Source organism: Mesorhizobium loti, from assembly GCA_014189435.1.
Classification (GTDB): domain Bacteria; phylum Pseudomonadota; class Alphaproteobacteria; order Rhizobiales; family Rhizobiaceae; genus Mesorhizobium; species Mesorhizobium loti_G.
This window is the reverse complement of the sequence record CP050293.1, coordinates 7,220,001-7,221,895: the sequence shown is the minus strand read 5'-3', so window position 1 is coordinate 7,221,895 and position 1,895 is coordinate 7,220,001. Positions and strand designations below refer to the sequence as shown.

Genomic DNA, 1,895 nt, shown 5'->3' with positions numbered 1-1,895 from the left:
GTTTGGTTGCGGGGACAGGATTTGAACCTGTGACCTTCAGGTTATGAGCCTGACGAGCTACCGGGCTGCTCCACCCCGCGTCACCTCTAGGCAAGCGTTTGCTTGCGTTCCTAGGCAAGCACTTGCTTGCTTTATTGGACGTAAGCCGAGGCCTACGAATAGGATGGCTTACAAATAGGTAGATGGCTCACCAAATGAAAGGGCCGCTTTCGCGGCCCGAGGTTTCCCGATTGGCGGGCCTTTTCGTAGAGAGAAGATTTCAACGTGCGTTTAGCAGACCTGGCAGCGACCTACTCTCCCGCGTCTTGAGACGAAGTACCATCAGCGCTGGAGCGTTTCACGGCCGAGTTCGGAATGGGATCGGGTGCAGCCGCTCCGCCATAACCACCAGGTCGGCAAAACGCACGTTGTTCGAGAAGCTGGGTTAGGGATTAGGCAGTAGGGAATAGTGAGTAGGAGATACCTGCTCGCTATAAGCTTGTGCCATTTGCCCGTCTTTCCGTGCCAAGGCGACGTTATCTACAGGGCGCTTCGGGCATAAGCCCGCAAGCGCGACTGCGCGTCGCCGGTTTTCCGGCGCCCTCGCGGAGCATAGGCCCCAGAGGGGCCGCTCATGCGTGAGCGCTGGTAAGACCATCGTGTTTCACGATGAGCATAAGGAATGAGAACGATCAAGCCGATCGAACTATTAGTACCGGTAAGCTTCAAGCGTTGCCGCTCTTCCACACCCGGCCTATCAACGTGGTCGTCTTCCACGGTTCTCAGGGAATACTCGTTTTAAGGTGGGTTTCCCGCTTAGATGCCTTCAGCGGTTATCCCGTCCGGATATAGCTACCCTGCTATGCGGCTGGCGCCACAACAGGTCCACCAGAGATCCGTCCATCCCGGTCCTCTCGTACTAGGGACAGATCCTTTCAATATTCCTACACCCACGGCAGATAGGGACCGAACTGTCTCACGACGTTCTGAACCCAACTCACGTACCGCTTTAAATGGCGAACAGCCATACCCTTGGGACCTGCTCCAGCCCCAGGATGCGATGAGTCGACATCGAGGTGCCAAACAACCCCGTCGATATGGACTCTTGGGGGTCATCAGCCTGTTATCCCCGGCGTACCTTTTATCCGTTGAGCGATGGCCCTTCCACGCGGGACCACCGGATCACTATGACCGACTTTCGTCTCTGCTCGACTTGTCAGTCTCGCAGTCAGGCAGGCTTATGCCATTGCACTCAGCGAACGATTTCCGACCGTTCTGAGCCCACCATCGCGCGCCTCCGTTACTCTTTAGGAGGCGACCGCCCCAGTCAAACTACCCACCATACATTGTCCCGGACCCGGATAACGGGCCGCGGTTAGACATCCATAGTAATAAGGGTGGTATTTCAAGGGTGGCTCCACCTGAGCTGGCGCCCAGGTTTCAAAGCCTACCACCTATCCTACACATGCCACTACGAATGCCAATGTAAAGCTATAGTAAAGGTGCACGGGGTCTTTCCGTCTAACCGCAGGAACCCCGCATCTTCACGGGGAATTCAATTTCACTGAGTCTATGCTGGAGACAGCGGGGAAGTCGTTACGCCATTCGTGCAGGTCGGAACTTACCCGACAAGGAATTTCGCTACCTTAGGACCGTTATAGTTACGGCCGCCGTTTACTGGGGCTTCGATTCAGAGCTTGCACCCCTCCTCTTAACCTTCCAGCACCGGGCAGGCGTCAGACCCTATACGTCGTCTTGCGACTTCGCAGAGCCCTGTGTTTTTGATAAACAGTCGCTACCCCCTGGTCTGTGCCACCCTCCTCTACTTGCGTAGAAAAGGGTCACGCTTCTTCCGAAGTTACGCGTGCAATTTGCCGAGTTCCTTCAGCATAGTTCTCTCAAGCGCCTTGGTATAC

1 tRNA gene and 2 rRNA genes (1 of these 3 only partly in view) are annotated in these 1,895 nt (G+C 55.6%); all 3 read right to left on the bottom strand.

Annotated elements, in window-relative coordinates:
- Window positions 1-3: 3 nt before the first annotated feature.
- A tRNA-Met gene (locus HB777_34755) sits at window positions 4-80 on the bottom strand.
- Between the two features lie 197 nt (window positions 81-277).
- Window positions 278-392: ribosomal RNA gene (rrf, locus tag HB777_34750) — 5S ribosomal RNA — on the bottom strand.
- Between the two features lie 268 nt (window positions 393-660).
- Window positions 661-1,895: ribosomal RNA gene (locus HB777_34745) — 23S ribosomal RNA — on the bottom strand (it continues 1,594 nt past the right edge of the window).